We start from the raw sequence: 19,972 nt of genomic DNA, 5'->3' as shown, positions 1-19,972 counted from the left end.
GAAGTGTCTCCGGAGATATCGATAATGCTGCCAACATGGCTCAGAGAGCGTCTGCGGCCTCGGCCTCCCAGCCACGTCAATGGCGATCCGGCCCCATCCCCCGATCCTGCGGACCGCACGCTCGAAGCGACTGATCCAGGAATCGTCGAAGAGTATTGGACGGACCACAACGTCACCCTGCACCGCACCTTTGCGTCGGCAGAGGATTCCCTTGCAGATTTCTTCTGGCGGAACGATCAGTACTATCGCTATATAGAATTGATGCCGGTCTCTGGCTTCGACGGGCTGAGCGTGCTCGATTTTGGCTGCGGCCCTGGCTACGATCTTGTTGGATTCTCGACCCAGTCGAAGCCACGCCGACTGGTCGGTATTGATGTTTCCCGTTCTTCTCTCGCTGAAGCCAAGGCCAGGCTGGAGTTGCACGGTGCCGAGTTCGAGCTTTTCCATCACGACGTCGCGAATGGGCCGCTGCCAATTGCAGACGCGTCGATCGATCTTGTCCACAGCTCGGGTGTCTTGCACCACATGCCGGACATGGCGCCGGCCTTGTCCGAGTTGCGCCGCGTGCTCAAGCCGGGCGGTTCTGCGCAGTTCATGGTCTATCATCGGGACAGCCTATGGGTGCATCTCTATGTTGCCCATGAGAGGCAGATTCTGCAGCAGATAGACGCGGGCCTCGGGCTTGCCGAAGCGTTCCAGAAATCGACGGATGGCCCCAACTGTCCGATTTCGCGAAGCTATCGACAGCAAGAGTTCATCGAATGCGTTTCAAAATTTGGGTTCGAGATCGAAAGCTTCGGTGTCGCCGTCTCGGCTTGGGAAATGTCTCTGCTGGAAAAGCGCTTCGCTGCGATCATGGACGCGCGTCTTCCACGGGAAAGCCGCGAGTTCCTCGCTGGACTGCGCTTCGATGACCGCAATCTGCCGCTTGCGCGGGAGGGCGTGCATGCCGGAATCGACGGCTGCTATCGATTCAGGGCCGTCTAGAAAACGGCGAGTCGCGCACCATTGGAAGTGCAGAACAACATCAAATAAAAGAAAATAGCATGTCCAATACAGAAATTCGCCCTCGCACCGGCATAGAAATCAATACGGACTTCAATAGGCGGTTCCTGTTGATCTGCTTTTTCGACCCGAACGGTATCGCCACCGTATGGGAAAATATTGCCATCCTACAACGATACAGCCGATACAAATTTGAAATACTGAATTTGTGGCCGGGCCGCGGCGGATATCTGGCGATCCCCGCAACTGTGAATTTGGGCGATTACGCTGGGGTGATGATTCATCCCACGGCGGCTTATAATCCTGACAATCTATTCAATCTGGATAGCCTGCTCGAATTGAATTTCAGGCAGTATGACGGAATCAAAATCCTAGCGAAGCAGGATGAGCACTATAAATCGGCTGCGTTCCCCTCTTTTGTCGAGAGCAACCAGTTCGACATCCTGATGACCTGTATTCCGCTGGATGAAATATCCAAGGTTTATGGCGAAGATATATTGTCGCGCGTATCGGTTTTAAACACGCTGACAGGCTACGTCAGCGAAAAGATTCGTCATATTCCCTCCCTTCCTTACGAGGAGCGGCGGATCGATATTGCCTATCGAGGTTCGCTTCAGCCCGTCTCGTTCGGTCGTCTTGGATACGAGAAATGGCAGATTGGGGCGCAGGTGCTGGCGCATCCGTCCAGCAGCCGTCTTGCGCTCGACATATCGTCCCGCTGGGAGGACCGACTTTCAGGCATCGACTGGCTTGCGTTCCTTGGCCGGTCCCGAGCCGTGCTGGGGGTCGAGTCCGGCTCGAACCTGTTCGACTTTGACGGGAAGATTGCCGCAGCCTGCGACGAGCTCGCACGCGCCCACCCCGAGATGGATCCCTTCTCGGAGGAATTCTATCGCCTCGCCGAGCAGACGATCCTGCACTCCCACGAAGACAATGTGCGCTATGCGCAGATCTCGCCACGCCACTTCGAGGCCGCCGGCGCGCGCGCTTTGCAGATCATGTTCGAAGGCGTCTATTCTTCGATTTTCGAGCCGGGGAAGCACTTCTTTCCCTTGAAAAGGGATATGTCCAACTTCGAGGAAGCGATTGATCTGGTTCGGGATCCGGTCCGGGCCCAGCGCATGATCGACGCGGCCTATGAAGACGTGATCCTGAACGACGCCTATACCTACCAAGCCTTCGTGCAAGCACTGGACACCCGGATTACGGAGCGGATCGAACTCAAGGGCCTCTCTGCCCAACGCGCCAACAAGACATCCGAGAAGGCCAAGCCCAAGGCGCTCGTGATGTGCGCGCATGATCCGGTTGTCGATCCCCGCATCGGATGGTGGGCCGCGAGCTTCAAGGGCGACTACACAGTTTGCGAACTTGGTACCTATCGCTTTTCGGAAAAAGGCGATGCGCCGCGCGTCACGCATGTCGACGACGGTCACTCGCGTGTGCAGGTAGAGCGGACGCTCCACGGATCGCCGTGGAAATCGAGCAATGCCGAGAATGTCCTGAAGCTCGCTGGGGTGCGCGACATCGCATTGCTCGAGATATTTGCCAAATCCTCGGACGCTGAACTGCGTCGAGCGATTGGTGCACTGGATGCCGACGAGGTGGATTTCTATCGCTTCAAGGAACTCTGCCGCTATTTCGTCAACACGAACAGCGCGCTCCTGCAGGCTTCACTCAACATGGGGCGGTTCGATGTGATCGTCTGCGCCGACCTTGAAAGCCTTCCAGCCGCGATCGCTCTGAAGGGCTTGTGGAACTGCCACGTCGTCTTTGATTCACACGAGTACTGGCCGTTCTCGTATACCGATTTCCGCGCTTGGGAGAATGAATTCTGGAGCCAGCTTGAGGCACGTCTCGCAGCAAGCGCCGATCGATGCGTCACCGTTTCGGACACGCTGGCTGCGCATCTGACGTCGGAATACGGCTTACCCTTTTACAGCGTGCCGAATGCGACGCCGCTCGCGGATGCGCAAGCCCAGCTTGAGACCACTTGTTTGGATCGCGCGCGCGCAGAGGGAAGGCGACCGGAACATCACGACAAGGTCGTCTTTCTGTTTCAAGGCAACTTTGCTCCAGGCCGCGGCCTGGACCTGCTGGTCGAGGCTTGGTGCGACGTCCCCGAGGATGCCGTCCTGTACCTGCGCGGTCCGTCGAACGCGTACCGTGATACGATCGAGTCGCTTGCGCGCGAGAATGGCACGCTGAACCGGAGCGTCTACTTTCCCGATCCGGTTTTGGAGGGGGAACTCATCGCTTTCGCGCGCGCAGCCGATGTAGGGTTGATACCTTATGATTCCCGCCATTATGCCAACCGCTTCGCCTGCCCAAACAAGCTGTCGCAGTACATGGCGGCAGGGATTCCCATCCTCTCCAACACGATCGAGTATGTCGAACAGATCGTTGTCGGTGAGCAGATCGGCGATGTCGTGCCTTTCCACGACCAAAAGCGGCTCATCGCGGCGGTGGCCCGATGGACGTCCGACAAGGGCTTGCGGGATGCGTCAGGACTGAGAGCGAGACATTTCTTCGGGACGCAATTCAATTGGGACTCGGTGTCGGAGCGCATCCGTGCCGATATCGACAGGGTGGTCGGGATGGCGACGCCCGATGTGGAGCCAATTCGCTTCGGGTGGGCAGAGTCCGATCGATCTATGCAGCGCATCGTGCCTGTGAAGGCCGGTGCAATGATGAAGCCGCTTGAGGACTCGCCGCCTTCGAACAAGACGGCCGAGCAGCCTGTTGGCGCGGCGGCAGTGTCCGCTGAAAGTCGACCGCAGCGCTCAGCACTGCGCCATGTTTGGCGACTGCTTCCCCCGCCCGTCCGCTACTGGGTGGCGGACCAATTGCGGCGGTTGGTACGGTAGCCGTTAGGGAATGATTTCATGCAGGTAATCCTCACCGTGCTCGGCGCGCGGCCGCAATTCATCAAGGCTGCGCCCGTGAGCCGCGCGATCGCCGCCGCGGGCATGGACGAAATCATCGTCCACACCGGCCAGCATTTCGACGCGCAGATGTCGGATATCTTCTTCGACGAGCTCGACATCCCCAAGCCGCGCTACAATCTCAGCGTCAACAGCCTGGGCCACGGCGCCATGACCGGGCGCATGCTGGAGAAGCTCGAGGAGGCGATGCTGGCCGAGAAGCCCGACCTCGTTCTGGTCTATGGCGACACCAACTCGACCGTCGCCGGCGCCCTTGCGGCAGCCAAGCTGCATATTCCCGTCGCGCATGTCGAGGCGGGGCTGCGCTCCTTCAACCGGCGCATGCCCGAGGAGATCAACCGGGTGGTGGCCGACCATGTCAGCACCTTGCTGTTCTGCCCGACGCGCAGCGCCGTCGACAATCTCGCCCGCGAGGGCATCGTGGCGGGCGTCCATGCCGTCGGCGACGTGATGTTCGACACCACGCTGGCCGCCATCGAACGCTCCGGCGAACGCTCGCGCATCGTCGAGGCGCTTGGCCTCGCGCCGCAGAGCTACGCCATCGCGACCATTCACCGTGCCGAGAACACGGATGACGCCGAGCGTTTCGCGCGCGTCATCGCCTGGCTGGAGGCGGCCGCGCGCGAGCGGCCCATCATCATGCCCGTCCACCCCCGCACGCGAAAGCTGTTCGATGCGCGCGGGCTGGCGCCGGAGGGGGTGGTCTTGATCGATCCCGTCGGCTACCTCGACATGGCACGGCTCCTGCACAATGCGGCAGCAGTCTTCACCGATTCGGGCGGGCTGCAGAAGGAGGCCTATTTCCACCGCGTCCCCTGCGTCACGCTGCGCGACGAGACGGAGTGGGTCGAGACCATCGAGGCCGGCTGGAACCGGCTCTGGACCGGTCCCGATTATCAGCCGCGCCGGGATATCCCCGACTACGGATCAGGGCAGTCCGCGCCCGCGATCGCCGCGCTGCTGCGCGAAGCGATCTAGACCGACCTAGGCGCCCGGCGCATCGTCATCCCGCAGATGGATCAATCATGGATTTCAGTGGCAAAAAAGTAGTGGTCATCGGCGGTGCCGGCCTGATCGGTTCTCACACCGTCGACCAGCTCACGCAGACTGATGTTGGCGAGATCCTCGTCTATGACAATTTCGTGCGCGGCCGGGCCACCAGCCTCGCGGGCGCGCTGAAGGACCCGCGCGTCAAGATCTACGACGTCGGAGGCGATATTCTCCAGACCGATGTGCTGCAATCGGCGCTGGATGGCGCCGACGGCGTGTTCCATTTTGCGGCGCTCTGGCTGCTGCAATGCCATGACTTCCCGCGTTCGGCCTTCGACGTGAACATCCGCGGGACGTTCAACGTGCTGGAAGCCTGCGTCGCCCGGAACGTCAAGCGCCTGGTCTATTCCTCCTCGGCCTCCGTCTACGGCGACGCCGTCGAGGAGCCGATGACGGAAGACCACCCTTTCAACAACAAGAATTTCTACGGCGCGACCAAGATCGCGGGCGAGGCGATGGCGACCGCCTTCCATCATCGCTACGGCCTCAACGTCGTCGGCCTGCGCTACATGAACGTCTACGGCCCGCGCCAGGACTATCGCGGGGCCTATATCGCGGTGATCATGAAAATGCTCGATGCGATCGACCGCGGCGAAGGCCCGACGATTCTCGGGGATGGTTCGGAAGCCTTCGACTTCGTCGCCGTCGAGGATTGCGCCAAGGCCAATCTGTGCGCGATGCGATCGGACGTCGCGGGGCGCTTCTACAATGTCGGCACCGGGATCCGGACGTCCCTGCGGGAACTCGCCGAAAGGATCTGTCACCTGACCGGCAGCAACCAGCCGATCAACTATGCGCCGCGCAGCCAGGCGACCTTCGTGAAGAACCGGATCGGAAGCCCCAAAAGGGCTGCGGCAGAGATCGGGTTCACGGCTGAAATTTCCCTCGATGACGGGCTCCGCCGGCTGATCGAATGGCGCAAGCTCGATCAGCGCGCGGCATCGGCTTCCTGACCGCACCCGCTAGGCTCTGTCGCATGTACACCTTGAACATCCTGAAGCGCGGGCAACAGTGGAAGGATCATGTTCAGGCTTCGATCCTCGAACTGAGGCAGTCGATCGCTGAACTGTCTCAGGGGCAGAGCGATCTCAGCCAGCGTATCGACGATATCAACCTGCTTCTCGGAGAATTGAAGGCGCTCGCGCTCGCCCTGCAGGAGCGAATGGGCGACCACGTGGCGAACGCGGACAACAAGCGTTCTGTGGAACAGATCCTCGAAAGAACAGCGCGGACTCAGGCCCTCATCGACGAGGCTCTCTGCGCCAATTTCGAACGCAGGATTTTGAGTAAATATATACTAATTCCACCTAATTATTCAGTTTTCGCCATTCAGCGATGCGACGAGATTCTATTTCTTCTTGCCCCGAAAACGATTCATTCCATCAACTGCATCGACTACATCGATGCACTGGAAATTGCCTGCAAGACGGGCACTGCCGCCATCCTGATCTCGGCCGGCGCCGATGGTTCCTCCACCATCGTCCGGTCGCGTGACTTCATATCCGATCTCGCCGCGCATCCGGCAGAGGCCAAGGCCTGGCTGGAACACCGCCGTTGCAGGCTTCCGCGCAGCGCGGCGCCGGACCCGACCCTGCATCAAGTTGTCGGTGCGAAGGAACTCATCGACTTCGCGATGTCCGACGACGATCGAAAAGTGATCCATCCCTATCTGCCGCCCTATGTAAGCGCCGAGCCCAAGAGGCGCTCGGTGCTTTTTACGCGGCATTGCTATTACAACTTCTTCTACCTGGCCAAGGCGCTGCGCGCCCGGGGCTGGGACGCCGTTTCCCTGTCCACAGAGGCTGTCGATGGTCCAAACAGCTGGCTTTACCACGGGCAGGATCTGACCATTCACGACCCCGACCCCGCGAGGCACCGGGCCCTGATCGGAGAGTTCTACCGGAACAATGCCGACCGGTTCGGCATTTTCCACCATTATGGGCTTGGCGCATTCACCCTGTTCCCCGATTTCCACGACAGGGACAGCGCGTTCGGACAAATCCCCTGGGACATGGTGGAGGCGAAACGTCGCGGCGCGTTGCTCGGCTATTCCCACAGCGGCTGCCTAGACGGCGTTTCGCAATCGTCCTTCCGGAACTGGAGCCCCGACCTGTGCGAGAATTGCAACTGGGCCGCAGTCCCTGAGGTCTGCAGTGACGAGCGCAACCTCGGCTGGGGGAGCAAGCTGACCACATTGGTGGATCTGTTCTGCACAGAGACCGACCCCGGCATCGACTTCAAGGGCCATCCGAACGCCTTTCGCGGCCCGTTGACCTTCGCGAACGACCCGGACGTGTGGAAGCCCGAACTCGAGATTCCCGAGAGGTTCCGGCACGAGAAGAAGCCGGGAACGGTCGCGGTGTATCACGGGGTCGGCAACTACAAGACGCGGACCAAGAACGGGAAGAACGTCAAGGGGACACAGGCGGTCATCAACGCCATCGAACGCCTGCAGGCGGAAGGCATCGATATTGAACTCTATTTCGTCGACAACATTCCCAGCCGCGACAACCGCTTCGTGCAGGTGCAGGCGGACATCATCGTCGATCAGTTGAATTACGGCCGCTACGGCGCGCTGGCCCGCGAGGGCATGATGCTCGGCAAGCCGGTCGTCGGCCGCGTCAACAAGATCGAGCATGACGGATCGCCGGCCACGGCATGCATTCAGGAAACGCCGATCGTCCATGCCGACGAGAACACCGTGCTGGATGTGTTGCGCGACCTCGCCCTCAACAGTGCCAAGCGCGCGGAGATCGGGCGCGCCAGCCGCGAACACGCCATAAAGTGGTGGTCGGCCGACCGTCTGGCGGAACGCTTCGAGCGGGTCTACGACCATATTCGCGCGCATGGACGCCCTCCTGCGGAAGAGGATGTCCCGTGACCGGGGCCGGAAGCGGCCTCCTGAGAGCCGCAGAATGAAAGGCGCAGCGGCGCAGCGCCGCATCGTCGTCACGGGTGCGGCGGGACTGGTCGGGCGCTCGGTCGTGCAGCAGTTGGTGCGCCGTGGCGATGACGTCCTGGCCGTCCTGCGTCCCAACGTGTCCGCCAATGCTCTCCCGGCTGGTGTGTCAGCGGTCGAGATCGACCTCGGCGAAAAACCGGAACAGGCTCTGGCCGCCCTCGGGCGGTTCGATGCGCTGATCCACCTGGCGCAGGCGCCGGGCTGGCACGGATTTCCAAAGCAGGCCGGCGCGATCGCGCGAATCAACGTCGCGGCCAGCGCCGCGCTGGCCGAGGCCGCTATCGCGGCCGGCGCACGCTGCATGGTAATGGCATCCTCCGGCGGCATCTACGGCCCTTCGCCAACGCCGATCCGGGAAGAATCGCCGATCAAGCCGGGCGACGAACTGGGCTTCTATCTCGCCGCCAAGGCCGCAGCCGAAAGCCTGCTGGGATATTTCCGGCCCCACCTGTTGGTCCATGTCCTGCGGCCTTTCTTCGTCTATGGGCCCGGGCAGGCCCCCAGCTTCCTGCTGCCGCGGCTGGTGAACTCCGTTCGCTCCGGAACGGCCGTGCGCGTCGACGGCGGTACAGGCCCTGCGATAAACCCGATCTGGGTGGAGGATGCGGCGGCGGCGTTCATCGCGGCGCTCGGTTGCGACACGGCGGTGACCGCCAACATCGCCGGCCCTGATGTTGTTACTGTGCGCGAGATTGCCACCCTCGTGGCGGCCCGGCTCGGCGTGACGGCGAATTTCGACGAGACCGCGCGCGCGCCCGACAATTATGTCGCCGATACAAGCGTTATGGCGCATAAGCTCGGCGCAGCCACGACATCATTCGAGACCGGGCTGTCCGCGTTGATCGACAGGCTGCCGCCGGAGACCTGACATGCCTGCCAATCGCGCATGGGCCGACCTGCCCATCGACGAGAACATGACGCCGATCGACCTCGAAGGCATCGATCCGAATGGCTGTGCGGTCCATCAGGGCCTCGATGACATCCTCGACATTCTCGCCGCTCCGGTCAGCGGCAAGAATGTCGTCCGGGACGCGCGCGCGACGCCCGACGGGCACGAACTGGCGTTCCACCACGGCCGCCCGCTGCTGCTCCCTGATTTCGTGAACCAGCGGATCGTGGGCGACGAGGTTCGGATTGGGCTCGCGGACGCATCGGACGCCGCGCTCCAGTACATCTACCTCAACCTCGTCAAGAACTCGGGCGGCGAGCACAACACCCCCCTCTCCGATCTGTGGTATCGCCGCCATCTCCACCGGTCGCAGGTGCTGGTGCGGAGCGCGAAGGGGCTAGTGCTCGACGTAGGCTGCGACAACCCCGCGCTGAGCCGCAAGCTGTTCCCAGCCGGCGTGCGCTATTTCGGCATCGACCCTGGGCTCGGCGCCCGGTCCGAGCCCTGCCTCGTCGGCATGGCGGAGTTCCTGCCCGTCCGCTCGGAAACGCTTGATGGCGTCGCCTTCCTGACGAGCCTCGACCATGTGCTGGATTATCACGCGGCGCTCGACGAGGCCTATCGCGTGCTCAAGCCCGGCGGACAGCTCTTCCTCGGCACGCTGATCTGGACCCACCGCGCCGAGCTCATCCGCGACAACATCCATTTCCACCACTTCCGCCAACACGAGATCGAGGGTGCGCTTGCCGCCTTCCGCATCGACAGTCTGACGCGCTACGCGTGGAAGGGCGACGACCACCGCTTCGGCGTCTATCTCGTGGCTACCAAGCCGGGGGCGTGATGTCGGGGGGCAACGCAAAGGACGAAGCGTCGGAGGGCGGGAGTGGCCCCGTTCTGGTGACGCTCGACATCGACTGGGCGCCAGACTGGATCATCGAGGATATCGCAGAGCGGCTGTCGCGGGCTGGCGTGCGCGCCACCCTGTTCGCGACCCACGACAGCCCAGCCATGCGTGCGCTGGCGAAGGAGCCGCTGTTCGAGATTGGGCTGCACCCGAACTTCCTGCCGGGCAGCAGCCACGGAACAACGCCCGACGAGATCTTCGCTACGCTGAGAGGCTGGTATCCCGATGGGACCGCCTGCCGGACACATTCGCTGGTGATGTCCGAGCCGCTTCTGGCACGTATGGCCTGCGAGTTCGGCATCGAGATCGATTGCTCGGTCCATCTGCCGCGCGCATCCCATGTGACGCCGCACGAGTTGCACCTCTCGGAACAAGGGGATTCGCTCATCCGTCTGCCGCATGTCTTCCAGGACAACATGCACGCGATGGCGCGCCGGCCGTGGACAGTCGCGGGCGCGGAACTCGACACGCCGGGCTGGAAGGTGCTGAACTTCCATCCCGTCCACATCGTGTTGAACAGCGCGACGCTGGCGGTCTACGAGACCTTCAAGCGGCGTGGTCCGCTATCCTCGCTGACGCGGGACGACCTTCCGCCTGTCGACGCCAGCCTGCCTGGCACCGGCAGCCTGTTCGACACGGTGCTCGCGAACCTCTCGAAGCAGCGTTCGTTCACGGTAAGCGAACGCATCGCTCTCTGGAAAAGCGGGAGGCAGGGCTGATGCGCAGGCTGCGGATCGGGGTCATCGGCCGAACGGAGATGCTGATCGAGGCGGCGCGCCGGGCGCAAGCCGAGGGCCACGAGATCGCTCTTGTGGCGACCTGCAAGCCGTCCGGGCACGAGCTGGCGACGGTGGCAGATTTCGAGGCGCTGGCGAAGGCCAGCGGCGCGCCCTTCCTCCGCCACCGCGACCTTGCCTCGGAGCACGGACTCGATCTCGTGCGGCAGGCGCAATGCGACCTTGCGATCTCGATGAACTGGCTCACCCTGATCCCAGCGCACGTGCGGGCGCTATTCGCGCTCGGTGTTTTCAACGCCCATCCCGGTGACCTGCCACGCTACAAGGGCAACGCCTGCCCCAACTGGGCGATCCTAAACGGCGAGGAGCGGGTCGGGCTTTCCATCCACCAGATGGAGGACGAACTCGACGGCGGGGCCATCGTAGCCAAGCGCTTCCTTGCCCTGCAAGCTTCGACCACCATCGCCGATGTCTATGGCTGGCTCAGGACATCCATCCCGGAAGCATTCGGGGAGATGGTCGCGGCGGCGGCACGGGGCGAGTTGCGGCTGACGCCGCAATCCACCGCCCCGGAGGATTCGCTGCGCTGTTACCCGCGCCGGCCCGAGGACGGCAAGATCGACTGGCAGCAGCCCCTTGCCGCGATCGACCGGTTGATCCGCGCCTCGGGCCACCCGTTCGCGGGCGCCTTCGCGTGGCTGGAGGGCACACGCAAGGTGACGATCCTCGCCGCATGCCCGGTGCTTCCCCGCGAGCCTTTCCTTGCCATACCCGGGCAGGTTGCCTATGCAGTCGACGGCGATCCTGTGATCGCCGCCAACGGCGGCTACCTTAGGCTGACCGATTTGCGAGTTGACGGGTGCGTGGACGCGACTGACGCCAGGAACGCGGTCCTCTCCTCGCTGCGCAACCGCCTGACATAGAGCCAACATGCGCGACGAGAAGCAACATCTTCTGGAATTCTCGGATTTTACGGAAGAAAACTACCGCAACCTCCTGAGGCTCGCCAAGCGCAAGTACGTTTTCGCGGGCTACAAGGCTCCGCCCGCGGGGCCGCATGTCTTCTGGCGGCACGATCTCGACGCCTCCATGAACCGCTCGGTCAGTCTCGCGCAGATCGAGCGTGAGGAAGGGGTCATCGCGACCTATTTCCTGTTCCCCCGCTGCCTCTATTACAACCTGCTCAATCCGCTGACGCATGCGCTCGTCCGACAGATCATCGATCTCGGGCACGAGATCGCACTGCATTTCGACCCGACCCATTTCGGCAAGGGGCTGACGCGCGAACGGCTGATCGAGGCCATCGCCGCCGAGCGCGACCTGCTCAGGCGGGAATTCGGCGTGGAGCCGACCGCCGTGAGCTTCCATCTCTATGGCGTGCTCGAAGAGCCCATGCCCGACGACGACGAACTCGCCGGGCTGGTGAACGCTTATTCCAAGCGCCTGCGCGACACCTATGGCTATGTGTCCGACTCCAACGGCATCTGGCTGCACCGGCGGCTTCAGGACGTGCTGAGCGCGGCGTGCGAGGACCGGCTGCAGGTGCTCACGCATCCAGAATGGTGGACAGCCGAGGTCATGCCGCCCCGCGCGCGCTTACAGCGCGCGATCGACGGCCATGCCGACCTGATGGGCCGCTGGTACGACGAGACGGTCGCTCGGTCCGGCCGGCCGAATTTCCGGTAATCCAGAGCCATGTGTGGGGTCGCGGGCTATCTCAATCGCAACGGCGCGCCGGCCGACGAGCGCATCGTCGCCGCCATGCGCGACGCGCTGGCGCATCGGGGACCGGACGGCAAGGGGATGCACATCGACGGCCCGCTCGGCCTCGGCCACCGGCGTCTGTCGATCATTGACCTGCGCACGGTCGCCAGCCAGCCGATGCATTCGCCAGATGGTCGCTGGACCATCGCGTTCAACGGCGAGATCTACAATTTCCGTGAGCTGAAGGCGGAGCTCGACAAGGCAGGCTGGAGCTTCCGCACGCGATCGGACACCGAGGTGCTGCTGGCCGGCTGCGTCATCTGGGGCGTTTCCGCCCTCGCCCGCCGCATCGACGGCATGGCCGCCTTCGCGCTGTGGGACGCGCAGGAGCGCCGCCTTCACCTCGTGCGCGACCGCTATGGCGTGAAGCCGCTCTATCTCTGGCGCACGCCGGATCGGCTTGCCTTCGCTTCCGAGATCAAGGCTTTCCTCGTGCATCCCGACTTCAGGGTCCGGGTCAACCAGGCCGCGCTGCGCGAGTATTTCACGTTCCAGAACCTGTTCCGTCCCCACACGCTGTTCGAGGGCGTCGAACACCTGCCGCCGGCGACGATCCTGACGGTCGATCGCAACGGCGAGCGACGCGAGACCTACTGGGATTACGACTATTCGAAGCCCGAGCCTGTCGACGAGCAGGAGGCGGTCGCGACGCTGGAGAAGCTGATGGCGCAGGCTGTCGAGCGTCAGCTCGTGGCGGATGTGCCGGTTGGCGCCTATCTCTCCGGCGGCATGGATTCCGGCACGCTGGTGGCGCTTGCGCATCCGCATGTGCCACGGATGCAGACCTTCACGGCCGGGTTCGAGATGAGCCGGATAGAGGGTAACGAGACCCTGTTCGACGAGCGCCGCGCCGCCGAGCTGATGGCCTACACCTACAAGACCGAGCACTACGAGCAGGTGATCAACGCCGGCGATATCCGCTGGTCCCTGCCGCGCGTGGTGTGGCATCTTGAGGACCTGCGCCTTGGGATGAGCTACCCCAACTACTACATCGCCCGGCTTGCCTCGAAGTTCGTCAAGGTCTGCCTCTCGGGCGCGGGTGGCGATGAACTCTTTGGCGGGTACCCGTGGCGCTACTACCGCGTGTTCCGCTCGCTCGACCGCGACGACTATCTGTCGAGCTACTATGGCTTCTGGCAGCGGTTGACGACGGCCGACGACCGCAAGCGCCTATTCGGCGCGGCGGCCGACGACGAGGCGGAGATGTTCGACGTCTTCAAGTCGGTCTATGCCGACGCGCCAGGCCTCTCGTTCGACTCGCCTGAGGACCATATCTCGGCCTCGCTCTACTTCGAATGCCGGACCTTCCTGTCGGGCCTCCTGCTGGTGGGCGACAAGCTCTCGATGGCGAGCGGGCTCGAGGAGCGTTTCCCTTTCCTCGACAACGCGCTGGTCGACTTCGCCACGCGCCTGCCGGCGCGCCACAAACTCTCTGACCTCGAACACATGCTGACGGTGGACGAGGACGCCGTGCGCAAGAAGCTGCTGGCCGAGGATTCCTTCGCCGGCGGCAAGAGCTGCCTGCGGCAGGCGATGGCGCATGTGCTGCCGTCCGAGATCATGGACCGGCGCAAACAGGGCTTCTCGTCACCCGAGGCCTCCTGGTATCGCGGTGAGAACGCCGTCTATGTGCGCGACATGTTGCTGGGCAAAGACCTCGCCTCGACCGAATATCTCGATGCGGATTTCATCCGCGACACGGTCGAGGCACACATGTCAGGGAAGAAGAACAACCGGCTTCTCATCTGGTCTCTGCTGTCGTTCGAGCAATGGTGCCGGGTGTTCCTGGGCGGCGACCGGCCAGACAGTCGCCGATGAGCGCCATGATGCGGCCCCCCTGTCGCGCGCCAAGACAGGGAGGCTTGAGTGATCACGCCACTCATGGCATTGAGCGTCCCGTTGCGCATGCGCGGATTACCCCTCGCCGGGTGGCAACTGCTGGCGAACGGGGGGCAAGCTTCCAGCAAAGGCTGAGCGCGAGGCCCCGCCGCAAACTCCGCCCACAGGACCGATTGCCCGCTCATGAAGCCGACTGCCATCTCTGTGACGTGTTCGGGCGTCTGCAAGAGCTTTGCTCTGGTCGATGCCGGCAACGTTTGGAAGGTCGCATTCTCCAATTTCGCCGTTCTCGAGCGTTTCCATGCGCTGACGGACGTCACCTTCGAGGTTCCCAAAGGCGAGTTCGTCGGTGTTCTCGGCCGCAACGGCGCGGGCAAATCGACGCTCCTGCGCGTCATCGGCGGCGTTTATGCGCCTGATTCCGGCACGGTCAGCGTCAAGGGAAATCTTTCCGGGCTCTATGAACTCGGCCTGGTGGGAAACGCCTCGCTGACAGGCCGCCAGTACGCGGAGCGCCTGCTGACCACGCACGGCTTCAGGCGGCGCGAACGCGACGAGATGATCCTCGACATCCAGGATTTCTCGGAGCTTGGGGATCGTTTTGACGATCCTGTGCAGACCTATTCGGCCGGCATGGGCGCGCGGCTGTTCTTCGCCACCGCGACCGCAGGGCAATACGAGGTCTATCTGCTCGACGAAATCCTCTCGGTTGGCGATCAGCACTTTCAGGCCAAGTGCTGGCGGCGGTTGCGCGACCGGATTTCGCATGGCGCCTCTGGGATTCTCGTCACCCATGACTGGAGCGCCGTGCTTAAGCTCTGCACCACGGCCCACGTCATCGACCGCGGCAAGATCATCTTTTCGGGCCCCGCGGAACGCGCGTCCCGGATTTACCTCTATGGCAAGGACGCCGCCCCACAATACCGCACGGACATCGCCAAGCTTGCCGATCCGACGAGCCGCGCAATTTACCTGAACACCGGCGACGACCTCGCCTTGTCGATCCCTGTGGACGTCTTCGAGGATAGCGAGATCCGCGCGGCTTTCGTTGTCGAGCGCATGCAGCCCGGTTTTGGCTGGGAAAATGTGATGATGACGCGCTATCCGACCATCGTCGCCGCCAAGGCCGGCCGCCATCGGATCGACATCGCGGTGCAGCAGTTGCCGCTCGAGCCCGGAACTTACCAGCTCAGCGTGCAACTGGTGACGCCGGACCCTGAAAGACCCGGTCTCTTCATCCTCGTCGACAGCATCGGCTGGCTGAGCAACAACGGTATCACGCTCGACATTGCCGGAGAGGACGCGCGAGGAATCGCGCTTCCCGTTCGCTGGAGCGTCGCGGCACCATGAAGGCATCGATTTCCGTCAAAGACCTCAACAAGTCCTTCGCGCTGGCGGAAGGCGGCGGCGGGCCCGTCTCGCTGTTCGAGGCCTTGCGCATGGGCCGGAAGGAACTCGTGACGCGGCATGTCGATGCGTTGCAGGACGTGTCCTTCGACATCGGGCCGGGCGAGTGCGTCGGAATCATCGGCCGCAACGGCGCCGGGAAGACCACCCTGCTCTCGCTCATTTCAGGAATTACCGAGTCGACATCCGGCACGATCGAGGTCAAGGGCGACCTCCACGCCATGCTATCGATCGGCGCGGTACTGCGCGAGGAGGCGACCGGACGGGAAAATATCTACCTCGACGGCGCCGTCCACGGCCGCACGAAGGCCGAGATCGACGCGCTGGCCGACGACATCATCGCTTTTTCCGAGCTGGGCGAATTCATTGACCGGCCAGTCCGCACCTACTCCTCGGGTATGAAGGCACGGCTCGCATTCTCGATGGGCGCATTCATCGAGACCGACATCCTCATCATCGACGAGACGCTCTCGGTCGGCGACGCCACCTTCTCGGGTAAGGCCACGCGGCGCATGAAGGAAATGACGCAGGTCGGGCAGATCGTCGTCGTCGTCAGCCATTCGCTCTTGTCGATCGTCGACCTCTGCAACCGCTGCCTGTGGCTGGAGAACGGTCGTCTCATCATGGATGACGCGCCGGAGAAGGTGACGAAGGCCTATCTCGCCAGCGTCGAGAAGGCCGATGCCGAAGATCTGGTGCGAAAATTCGGCTCTCCGGTGCTGGCCCCCGATGTTACCGAGATCGGCCACCTGGCGGGCCTTGCCCTGTATCAGGACGGGGCTGCGGTCACGGCCTCCGCCAAGGCCTTCGCGCCAGCGGACATCCGGATCGCAGGAACATTGCAGGCCCCTGCCCCAGACACCGACCTACTCGTCAGCTTGTTGCGTGTCGATGGCAAGAAGGTCTGGAACGCGAAGCTGTCGGAGAACTCACGGGAGCCGCTGCCGAAAGGCCGTTTCGAAATCGGGATCGTCTTCGATCCGTTCGTGCTGGGCGAGAACCTCTACCGTCTCGACGCCAGCCTGATCCAGGGCGGGCGTGTCATCTCGACCCGGACGCTGACATTCGAGGTTCGGGACGAGGAAGGCCAGTTCGGCGGCAATCCGACGCTTTATTACCCGCTGACTGTTTCCGGACAGATCGAGAAAGGCGCCTGAAATGTCGATCTTCTATTTCGGCCGCAACGACATCCGCATGATCAACAGTCTGTTCCGGATGAACCTGGCCGACCGCTTTCTCGGTTCCTCTCTCGGGTTGGTATGGGCGATCCTCTCGCCGCTGCTCCTGATGAGCATCTTCGTGTTCGTCTTCACCTATGTATTCCCCGGCCGTCTGCCGGGGCGGGCGGGAACGCTGCCGTTCATCATCTGGCTCCTGAGCGGCTATGCGCCGTGGCTCGGGCTCAGCGAAGGGCTCAGCAGCGCAACGACTTCGGTTGTCGGAAATGCGGGCGTCGTGAAGAACATCGCCTTCAAATCCGAGATCCTGCCTATCGTCGGCGCGATGATGGGCGTGGTTCCACTCGCCGTCGGTCTTGTCGTTATCTTTCTGCTCCAACTCTTCGGCGGCGAGCCGATCAATGCCGCCGTGCTCGTCCTGCCGTTGATAATCCTGCTGCAGCTGTTCTTCGTGTCAGGGATGGGGCTGTTCCTGTCCGCGCTCAACGTGTTCGTGCGCGACACCGCCATCGCGCTGCCGAGCGTGCTGACGGCGCTCCTGTTCGCCTCGCCCATCTTCTATGCGCTCTCGTCCTACCCCGCGCCGATCCAGCGCTTCCTCGTCTACAATCCCTTCTACGTGATGGCGGAGTGCTTCCGGGCCCCCATCCTGCACGGCACGCTGCCGCCGCTCTGGATGCTCGTCTACATGGTGGTTGTGTCAACCGTGTTGTTCGTCGGCGGCTTGTGGTGGTTCCGCCGCCTCAAGTCCTTCTTCGACACGCGGCTCTGAGTGCGACGCATGGCCGGTCTCGTCGCCATCCACCAACCGAATTTCTTCCCGTGGATCGGCTATTTCGACAAGATCCGCCGGGCGGACGCGTTCGTCTTCCTGGACACCGTCGATTATCCCCGCTCCGGCTCCGGCAGCATGGGTTCGTGGAGCAATCGCGTGCGGCTCGCCATTCAGGGCGAGGCGCGCTGGGTCAGCTGCCCTGTGCAGCGCATGCCGCTCGGCTCACCCATTTCGGATGCCGTCATCGACGACCGTCAGCCGTGGCGTGACAAGCTCTTGAAGACGCTGGAGGCGAATTATCGCCGCGCTCCGAGGTATGGGGCCGCGCTCGCTCTCATCGAGCCGCTGATACGCGTGGCAGAGACCAATCTTGCCACCTTCAACATCGCGGCCATCAAGGCCATCGCCGCCCATCTCGGGGTGACCACCCGCTACCTGCGGCAATCGGAACTGCAGCACAGCGGCAGTTCGACCAACCTGCTGGTCTCCCTCGTCAAGGCGGCGGGCGGCGACGCCTACCTCGCTGGCGGCGGAGCGGACGGCTATCAGGAGAACCATGTCTTTGCCGAAGGCGGTGTCCGGCTGGTCATGCAGGGGTTCTCGCCGCGCGCTTATGGCGACGAGGCCCGCTTCATTCCGGGCTTGTCCGTCATCGACTACGTGATGTGGGATGGGCGTCCACTCGCTGAAGCCTTTCCGGACCCAGCCAATGCCTAACCGCCCGACAAAGACCATCGTACTGCTGACCAGCGTCGAGGGCGACCTGCTCAACGCCGTCGTGGCAGCGCTCACCCACGCGGGCGCAGGGCCCGCAGTCACGCGGACGCTGGAGGACCTGCGACAGGCGGACACAGGCACACTCGTTTCCTTCGGAACGTCCGTCATCGTCCCGCGCGACGTGCTCGAACGCTTCGAGGGCAGCGCCTTCAACGTGCATCCCGCCTCGCCGGATTATCCGGGGCGCGATCCGCATCATTTCGCCGTCTACGATGGCGTCGCACGCTATGGAGCGACCTTCCACGTGATGACAGCCAAGGTCGACGACGGGCCGATCCTCGATGTCGAATGGTTCGATGTCCCGCCCGGCTGCGCGCCTGGACCGCTGCTCGACCTCGCCAATGCCGCATCCGTGCGCCTTTTGCAGCGTCACGGGCGGGCGTTGGCCGAGGGGCTGCCGATTGTGCCGGCCGGCGGAATGCGCTGGGGCGCGCGGAAGCGGGCCCGCGCCGATTTCAGGGCGATGTGCGCGCTGACGCCGGACATCAGCGCCGAGGAGTTCCAAAAGCGTTTCGCGGCTTTCGACGGCGGCGTTTACAACAATCTGACCGTCCAGTTGCATGGCTGGACGTTCAGGATCGACAAGGCCGCCGGCCGAAAGAGCTGACGGCCGCAGCCTGCCCGCTTAGGCCGAATAGGTTCTCAAATCCGGCATGAAATGCGCGTGGCTCGTCATGCAGCGCAGGATGACGGGCTTGTTGGCCTTGGTCCACTCGACCGTCCGCCTGATCCCCTCCTCGTGGCCGACCTCCGCGGCAAAGCCGAGCTTTTCGCGCGCCTTGTCAGTCGCGGCGAAGCGCTGGCCGGAGCGATCCCAGTCGCGTGCGGGCGTCAGTGCGATCGGCGTTTCATTCCCCGTCGCAGCATTGATGCGTTCCGCCAGTTCCCGGATGGAAACTTCGGCGCCGGAGCCGAGATTATAGATCTCGCCGGCCTCGCCCCGCAGCGCGCAGGCCATCAAGCCGCGCGCCATGTCCTCGACGAAGATGAAGTCGCGTGTGGCGATGCCGCCATTCTCGACCGGCAGCGCCTCACCATGCAGCGACTTCCAGATGAAGGTGGGGGTCACGTTGCGCCAGACCGTCGCCGGCGTGCCGCGCCAGCGACCGGCGCCGAGGATTTCGCCCGGCCCATACACGTTCTGGAAGCGCGCCTTGACGAAGGGCATGCCAAAGCGGGTGAAATAGTAGTTTCCATACATCTCGCCGATCAGCTTCGAGATCGAGTACGGGCTGTCATGGAAGAGCGAGACCGGCGCGTCCTCGTCCGTCGCGGTGGCGCCATCGAAGGTCTTGGCGGCGACGGCGCAGCCGGCGGCGGAATAGACCACCTTCTTCAGGCTCTTGATGTCCTTCAACCGCTCGAACAGCTTCAGGCTGGTCAGCGTGTTGTTGTCATGGTCCATCAAGGGATCATGGATCGAGGACTGGTTCCCGTGGAAGCAGGCCAGATGATAGGCATAATCCAGGTCGTCATCGAGGTCGCGCAGGATGCGATCACTGGTGATGGGCCCGGAGACCAGATGCACGGCCGGGTCGTCGGGGACGTTGACGGCGTCGGCCGAGAGGAAGTTGTCGACGATCGTCAGTTTGCGGGGCTTCTCGCGCAGGATCTGCTTGACGAGGTTCGAGCCGACGAAGCCGGCGCCGCCGACCACCATCACGTTCTTGCCAGCGAAGCTCTCGGTCATGGATGTATCCGTTCGGAAGATGATGCGGCAGCGTGGAGGGCGGCGAAAAGGCT

The 19,972-nt window shown here is 63.1% G+C and carries 17 protein-coding genes; 16 read left to right on the top strand and 1 reads right to left on the bottom strand.

The window, feature by feature from the left end; all coding sequences use genetic code 11:
- Window positions 1-24: 24 nt before the first annotated feature.
- From Q8S38_RS04295 to Q8S38_RS04220, 16 genes are all read left to right on the top strand, one after another.
- Window positions 25-987: a class I SAM-dependent methyltransferase gene (locus Q8S38_RS04295; protein ID WP_305679185.1), complete on the top strand. Its 963-nt coding sequence runs from the start codon at window positions 25-27 to the stop codon at window positions 985-987.
- A gap of 59 nt (window positions 988-1,046) precedes the next feature.
- Window positions 1,047-3,869, top strand: a complete 2,823-nt coding sequence (locus Q8S38_RS04290) for a glycosyltransferase family protein (RefSeq protein ID WP_305679184.1) — start codon at window positions 1,047-1,049, stop codon at window positions 3,867-3,869.
- A gap of 18 nt (window positions 3,870-3,887) precedes the next feature.
- Entirely contained in the window at window positions 3,888-4,925 is a 1,038-nt protein-coding gene (gene wecB / locus Q8S38_RS04285; RefSeq protein ID WP_305679183.1) for a non-hydrolyzing UDP-N-acetylglucosamine 2-epimerase, read from the top strand.
- A 47-nt stretch (window positions 4,926-4,972) separates the two neighbouring features.
- A complete protein-coding gene (locus Q8S38_RS04280; RefSeq protein WP_305679182.1) occupies window positions 4,973-5,950 on the top strand; it encodes an NAD-dependent epimerase/dehydratase family protein in 978 nt (325 codons plus the stop codon).
- Between the two features lie 23 nt (window positions 5,951-5,973).
- Window positions 5,974-7,878 carry a glycosyltransferase gene (locus Q8S38_RS04275; protein ID WP_305679181.1) on the top strand — a complete coding sequence of 635 codons (1,905 nt, stop codon included), beginning with the start codon at window positions 5,974-5,976 and terminating at the stop codon, window positions 7,876-7,878.
- A complete protein-coding gene (locus Q8S38_RS04270; protein WP_305679180.1) occupies window positions 7,844-8,827 on the top strand; it encodes an NAD-dependent epimerase/dehydratase family protein in 984 nt (327 codons plus the stop codon). The genes Q8S38_RS04275 and Q8S38_RS04270 overlap by 35 nt, the downstream gene beginning before the upstream one ends.
- A 1-nt stretch (window position 8,828) precedes the next feature.
- Complete coding sequence (locus Q8S38_RS04265) at window positions 8,829-9,689, top strand: class I SAM-dependent methyltransferase (protein ID WP_305679179.1); 861 nt, start codon at window positions 8,829-8,831, stop codon at window positions 9,687-9,689.
- A gap of 56 nt (window positions 9,690-9,745) precedes the next feature.
- Window positions 9,746-10,471 carry a polysaccharide deacetylase WbmS family protein gene (locus Q8S38_RS04260; RefSeq protein WP_305679178.1) on the top strand — a complete coding sequence of 242 codons (726 nt, stop codon included), beginning with the start codon at window positions 9,746-9,748 and terminating at the stop codon, window positions 10,469-10,471.
- On the top strand, window positions 10,471-11,412 hold the full coding sequence (locus Q8S38_RS04255; RefSeq protein WP_305679177.1) for a methionyl-tRNA formyltransferase: 942 nt from the start codon (window positions 10,471-10,473) through the stop codon (window positions 11,410-11,412). Before Q8S38_RS04260 ends, Q8S38_RS04255 begins: the two co-directional genes overlap by 1 nt.
- 7 nt (window positions 11,413-11,419) lie before the next feature.
- On the top strand, window positions 11,420-12,175 hold the full coding sequence (locus Q8S38_RS04250; protein ID WP_305679176.1) for a polysaccharide deacetylase family protein: 756 nt from the start codon (window positions 11,420-11,422) through the stop codon (window positions 12,173-12,175).
- Window positions 12,176-12,184: 9 nt separating this feature from the next.
- Window positions 12,185-14,071: an asparagine synthase (glutamine-hydrolyzing) gene (gene asnB / locus Q8S38_RS04245; protein WP_267520477.1), complete on the top strand. Its 1,887-nt coding sequence runs from the start codon at window positions 12,185-12,187 to the stop codon at window positions 14,069-14,071.
- 204 nt (window positions 14,072-14,275) lie between these two features.
- Window positions 14,276-15,442, top strand: a complete 1,167-nt coding sequence (locus Q8S38_RS04240; protein ID WP_305679175.1) for an ABC transporter ATP-binding protein — start codon at window positions 14,276-14,278, stop codon at window positions 15,440-15,442.
- The gene (locus Q8S38_RS04235; protein WP_305679174.1) at window positions 15,439-16,656 is read left to right on the top strand and encodes an ABC transporter ATP-binding protein; all 1,218 of its coding nucleotides are present in this window, start codon (window positions 15,439-15,441) and stop codon (window positions 16,654-16,656) included. Before Q8S38_RS04240 ends, Q8S38_RS04235 begins: the two co-directional genes overlap by 4 nt.
- A gap of 58 nt (window positions 16,657-16,714) precedes the next feature.
- Window positions 16,715-17,449: an ABC transporter permease gene (locus Q8S38_RS04230; protein WP_305679173.1), complete on the top strand. Its 735-nt coding sequence runs from the start codon at window positions 16,715-16,717 to the stop codon at window positions 17,447-17,449.
- 9 nt (window positions 17,450-17,458) lie between these two features.
- Entirely contained in the window at window positions 17,459-18,169 is a 711-nt protein-coding gene (locus Q8S38_RS04225) for a WbqC family protein (RefSeq protein ID WP_305679172.1), read from the top strand.
- Window positions 18,162-18,836 (top strand): formyltransferase family protein, encoded by a 675-nt coding sequence (locus Q8S38_RS04220; protein WP_305679171.1) that lies wholly within the window; start codon window positions 18,162-18,164, stop codon window positions 18,834-18,836. Before Q8S38_RS04225 ends, Q8S38_RS04220 begins: the two co-directional genes overlap by 8 nt.
- Before the next feature lie 18 nt (window positions 18,837-18,854).
- On the opposite strand, the gene Q8S38_RS04215 is transcribed toward Q8S38_RS04220, so the two are convergent.
- Window positions 18,855-19,919 (bottom strand): NAD-dependent epimerase/dehydratase family protein, encoded by a 1,065-nt coding sequence (locus Q8S38_RS04215; protein WP_305679170.1) that lies wholly within the window; start codon window positions 19,917-19,919, stop codon window positions 18,855-18,857.
- Window positions 19,920-19,972 lie beyond the last annotated feature (53 nt).

The sequence above is a fragment of the Allobosea sp. genome, assembly GCF_030695125.1.
Lineage (GTDB): Bacteria > Pseudomonadota > Alphaproteobacteria > Rhizobiales > Beijerinckiaceae > Allobosea.
Note: the sequence above shows the minus strand (reverse complement) of the source record. Positions and strands in the feature narration are given on the sequence as shown.

Bases quoted from the DNA above. Each gene is read 5' to 3' on its own strand.
- Q8S38_RS04295 (WP_305679185.1), top strand. From the start codon at position 25: ATGCTGCCAACATGGCTCAGAGAGCGTCTGCGGCCTCGGCCTCCCAGC.
- wecB (WP_305679183.1), top strand. From the start codon at position 3,888: ATGCAGGTAATCCTCACCGTGCTCGGCGCGCGGCCGCAATTCATCAAG.
- asnB (WP_267520477.1), top strand. From the start codon at position 12,185: ATGTGTGGGGTCGCGGGCTATCTCAATCGCAACGGCGCGCCGGCCGAC.
- Q8S38_RS04290 (WP_305679184.1), top strand. From the start codon at position 1,047: ATGTCCAATACAGAAATTCGCCCTCGCACCGGCATAGAAATCAATACG.
- Q8S38_RS04250 (WP_305679176.1), top strand. From the start codon at position 11,420: ATGCGCGACGAGAAGCAACATCTTCTGGAATTCTCGGATTTTACGGAA.
- Q8S38_RS04280 (WP_305679182.1), top strand. From the start codon at position 4,973: ATGGATTTCAGTGGCAAAAAAGTAGTGGTCATCGGCGGTGCCGGCCTG.
- Q8S38_RS04225 (WP_305679172.1), top strand. From the start codon at position 17,459: ATGGCCGGTCTCGTCGCCATCCACCAACCGAATTTCTTCCCGTGGATC.
- Q8S38_RS04235 (WP_305679174.1), top strand. From the start codon at position 15,439: ATGAAGGCATCGATTTCCGTCAAAGACCTCAACAAGTCCTTCGCGCTG.
- Q8S38_RS04240 (WP_305679175.1), top strand. From the start codon at position 14,276: ATGAAGCCGACTGCCATCTCTGTGACGTGTTCGGGCGTCTGCAAGAGC.
- Q8S38_RS04265 (WP_305679179.1), top strand. From the start codon at position 8,829: ATGCCTGCCAATCGCGCATGGGCCGACCTGCCCATCGACGAGAACATG.
- Q8S38_RS04275 (WP_305679181.1), top strand. From the start codon at position 5,974: ATGTACACCTTGAACATCCTGAAGCGCGGGCAACAGTGGAAGGATCAT.
- Q8S38_RS04255 (WP_305679177.1), top strand. From the start codon at position 10,471: ATGCGCAGGCTGCGGATCGGGGTCATCGGCCGAACGGAGATGCTGATC.
- Q8S38_RS04270 (WP_305679180.1), top strand. From the start codon at position 7,844: ATGGACGCCCTCCTGCGGAAGAGGATGTCCCGTGACCGGGGCCGGAAG.
- Q8S38_RS04230 (WP_305679173.1), top strand. From the start codon at position 16,715: ATGAACCTGGCCGACCGCTTTCTCGGTTCCTCTCTCGGGTTGGTATGG.
- Q8S38_RS04215 (WP_305679170.1), bottom strand. From the start codon at position 19,919: ATGACCGAGAGCTTCGCTGGCAAGAACGTGATGGTGGTCGGCGGCGCC.
- Q8S38_RS04220 (WP_305679171.1), top strand. From the start codon at position 18,162: ATGCCTAACCGCCCGACAAAGACCATCGTACTGCTGACCAGCGTCGAG.